4 protein-coding genes are annotated in these 3,848 nt (G+C 27.8%); 2 read left to right on the plus strand and 2 right to left on the minus strand.

Annotated elements, in window-relative coordinates; genetic code table 11:
* Positions 1-327: 327 nt before the first annotated feature.
* Both ACRC03_RS00445 and ACRC03_RS00450 read left to right on the plus strand, forming a co-directional pair.
* Positions 328-1,605 carry a chitinase gene (locus ACRC03_RS00445; protein WP_438650571.1) on the plus strand — a complete coding sequence of 426 codons (1,278 nt, stop codon included), beginning with the start codon at positions 328-330 and terminating at the stop codon, positions 1,603-1,605.
* Positions 1,606-1,791: 186 nt separating this feature from the next.
* Positions 1,792-2,988: a putative manganese transporter gene (locus ACRC03_RS00450; RefSeq protein WP_438650572.1), complete on the plus strand. Its 1,197-nt coding sequence runs from the start codon at positions 1,792-1,794 to the stop codon at positions 2,986-2,988.
* 99 nt (positions 2,989-3,087) lie between these two features.
* Here ACRC03_RS00450 and ACRC03_RS00455 read toward each other — a convergent pair whose 3' ends face one another.
* Positions 3,088-3,225, minus strand: coding sequence for a hypothetical protein (locus ACRC03_RS00455; protein ID WP_438650573.1), 138 nt, complete (start codon positions 3,223-3,225; stop codon positions 3,088-3,090).
* A 3-nt stretch (positions 3,226-3,228) separates the two neighbouring features.
* A partial coding sequence (locus tag ACRC03_RS00460) for a TetR/AcrR family transcriptional regulator (RefSeq protein WP_438650574.1) occupies positions 3,229-3,848 on the minus strand: 620 nt, incomplete at its 5' end.

Below are 3,848 nucleotides of genomic sequence, written 5' to 3' on the forward strand. Positions count from 1 at the left end.
AATTTTGTTCTGTCATTTTTTATCATCCTTTATTTTAATTTTATGATTATGCAAATATAAAAAATTATATTTATTACAGTTTTAAAATGATCGTAATTTACTTAAGCGTAAAAAAGCTACAATCTTATTGATTTTATAACTTTATTGTAAAACTGTCAATATATAAACAACTAAATTATATATAACAATCTTTGGGTTTATGTTGAAATAACTTGAATTTAGAATTTTGTGTCGTTTTGTGTAGATTCCGATATAATAATAATAGGTTACTCAAATTAGCTATGACAAGTATCCTAACAATAAATCTATATAAAAAGAGGTTGTTCTATGTCTAAAATTACTAATTATGAGGTTCAATTTATTGAGGCTGATTGGCATAATTTAAAATGTTCAAATAAAAAAAATTGTAATCGCTATAAATGTAATTGTAATTGTAAATCACAATTACCTAAAAATGTAATCTTAACATATGTATATAAGGAACAAATATATTATATAAGATGTTTAGAGTCTACTATTTTTAATTTCTTCCCTTCTTTTATGGGTAATGGTTCAACTTATTTAATGCATAATGATAAAACATATATTTCATCTTCATTCCTAGCTGCTCCAATTTTATCATATAACAAATTAGGAGAAGTTCCTGTAATCTATCCAGAATATTCTAGTACTGATGTTGGAAAAGGTAAAAAGTGGCCTGCTAAGGTATTTTCTCCATTTGTTGATACTACAGCTTGGCCAACTTATAGTATCGTTGATGATTTTAAAAATCTAAACGTTCCCTATTTTAATCTAGGGTTTATTGTTACAAAATCATATAATGTATGTCAGCCATCATGGGCAACATATTATCCTGCTGAATCAGGTCCTATGAATGATCAAATAAAAGAAATCCGTTCACTTGGTGGTGATGTTTGTGTTTCATTTGGTGGAGCTGCTGGTATGCCTATTCATATAAATTGCCCTGATGCAAATTCTTTATTTAATCAATATAAATTATTCTGTGATGCATATGGATTAACTAGGATAGATTTTGATTTAGAAGGAACTTGGATTAGTCCTGCTTATGCTACACAAAACACTAATAACTCTAATGCTTTAAAAATGTTACAAGATTATTATATTTCTAAAGGTTCATCAATAGATATATGGTTTACTCTTCCTATACTTCCTCAAGGTCTTACTGATGATGGTATAAATATTCTTAAAAAAGCTATTTCTGCCGGTGTTAATATATCTGGCGTTAATGCTATGACTATGGATTATGGAGATAGTGCTGCTCCTAATCCAGCTGGTAAAATGGGTAGTTATGGTATACAGGCTATTACTTCATTATATAATCAGTTAAATACTTTATATAATGGTAGTAAAACACCTCAACAATTGTGGTCAATGATTGGAACTACACCTATGTTAGGTGTAAATGATGTAATTACTGAAATATTTGGACTTGCTGATGCTACTCAAACTTTAAATTTTGCTAAGCAAAATAGCATAGGTATGATTAGTATGTGGTCTGCTAATAGAGACTTATCTGGTTCTAGTGCTACTGGTATTCCTCAGCAACCAAATGATTTTACAAAAATATTTAATGCTTATAATTAGATTTAGTTAATAATACCATAGTTGTTATATTTTTATTTTAACAACTATGGTATTTTTTTAGTTACTGTTTCTTTAACATATATTCTCATTGTTTGTTTTTGTATACTTTTTAATTGATAAAAATAATCATTTACAAATTAAGTTTATTTGGTATAATGAGAATAGATGTCAGTTGGGAGTGATTAAATGGAAATATTAGAAATTATAATACACGCTTCACAAGAAGCATTTTTACATGTAGGAGTAAGTTTAGCGCTAGTAATACTAGCCTTTGGATATATAGATTATAAAACTAAAGGAAGATTAGTAAATTTACTAGAAATAAATCCTATGCTACAACCAATAATAGGTTCAATACTTGGAATAATACCAGGTTGTGGAGGTACTATACTTCTTATACCTCTTTATACCAAAAACAAAGTACGTTTCGGAACGTTGATATCCTCTTTAATAGCTAGTATGGGAGATGCAGCCTTTATATTAATGGCAGTAGATATACAAAAATACATTTTAGTAAGTATAATAAGCTTTATTACAGCTATAATAACAGGATATATTGTAGATGGTTTAAAACTAGATAAGGTCTTAAAGTTAAGAGAAAAAGCTGAACAAAAATGTAATTGTAATAACTATGAAGAAACTAACCTAGAAAAGTATATAGACGAAAAATATAAAGGGTCTACACATATAGGTCATATAGAAAATGATGAAGTTGACCATATACTACACCATAGCAATAAAAAGAAAGTAAGTGATTCAGTATATAAATTCACTCATTCAATGGGATATAAGTTATTTTATTTATTAATAATTGTAGGATTAGTATTTACAATATTAACTAATGATGGTGGTTTAGTTCATTCTCATGATCATCATGAGGGTATATCTTTCGAGATGATAATATCTATAATTGGAGTTGGGTTATCTGCTATTTATATGATTATTTCTAAAAAAAGTATTGAAAATAGTACTCATGAAATAGTAGAAAGTAAATATCTATCTTTTAAAGAAATGATTATACACTCAGCTTGTGAGTCAGCCTTTGTAATAACATGGATATTTGTAGGATATGTGGTATATGAAGTAGGGGTTTTACTAATAGGTGGACAAGAAGTTGTAAATGTACTTTTATTAGCTAGTGGTGTTATTTCAATATTTATAGGTGCACTTCTAGGTATAATACCTGGATGTGGAATTCAAATAATGTTTATATCTTTATATTCAAATGGAGCAATCCCCTTTGCAGCATTAATTTCCAATTCAATTTCACAAGATGGAGATGCCTTATTCCCTCTTATAGCCTTGGATAAAAAGTCGGCTTTCTGGGCAACTGTATTAACAACAATACCAGCAATACTTATTGGTTTAATAGTTTATTATTAATTTTTTCACTTTAGGGATATAATATGTAATTGAAGAAATTGGTGTAATAAAAATATATTAGTAAAAAGCTCCTTTTGCTTTATTTGCAAAAAGAGCTTTTTATTTAGCAACATATCCAATGTTCTTTAAATTATATGCAATAAGGTCTACCTCTGATTGTAAACGAGGAGAATAAATTACATCTCCAGGACAAATATTCATTTTCTCTATGGCACGAAGTGTACCGGTTGCTACCATTGTCTATTTATTCTTAGATGTATTAATAATATTAATTGCTAATCCATTTTTTATTATTTCTACTAATTCATTTTCTACTTCCTCATAGTCTCTAAACTCATCCCCTAATAAAATATCCATCCTGTTCTTCCAATAAGATGAGGTAAAAGAAAACTGGTAGGACATTATTAGATTATCTATATAATAATGTAGTATTCCATCTTTCAAATATTCCCCTATTATTCCATCCTCTTTACCTTTTTTAACAAGGTTTATGTATAATTTTTTCGTAATACTTTCTATACTATAAGATAATCTTCTTGCTAGTTTTTCTGTTTGGTAACTTGCTAAGTCAATGTATATCTGATTTAAATTTGGGTATTTTATTGCATATTCTCTAGTTTTTTTTAGCAATGCCCTCAAGTATTCAAAAAAGTCATATTCTTCTACACTTAATCTATCAATAACTTGAAAAATCAAATCTATACCTCTTTGTAAAACTTCTAGATATAAATCTTCCTTAGATTCAAAATAGCTATACATTGACCCTATACTTATACCTGCATTCTTTGATATTTTATTTATATTTGCTCCTATAAATCCTTTTTGTGCAAATTCTTTTTCTGCTTCTTCAAGTATTCTAT

Source organism: Romboutsia sp., assembly GCF_051659545.1.
Lineage (GTDB): Bacteria > Bacillota > Clostridia > Peptostreptococcales > Peptostreptococcaceae > JBOFOR01.

What these genes read in the sequence shown, in the direction of transcription:
- ACRC03_RS00445 (WP_438650571.1), top strand. Translation starts at nt 328, where the DNA reads ATGTCTAAAATTACTAATTATGAGGTTCAATTTATTGAGGCTGATTGG.
- ACRC03_RS00450 (WP_438650572.1), top strand. Translation starts at nt 1,792, where the DNA reads ATGGAAATATTAGAAATTATAATACACGCTTCACAAGAAGCATTTTTA.
- ACRC03_RS00455 (WP_438650573.1), bottom strand. Translation starts at nt 3,225, where the DNA reads ATGGTAGCAACCGGTACACTTCGTGCCATAGAGAAAATGAATATTTGT.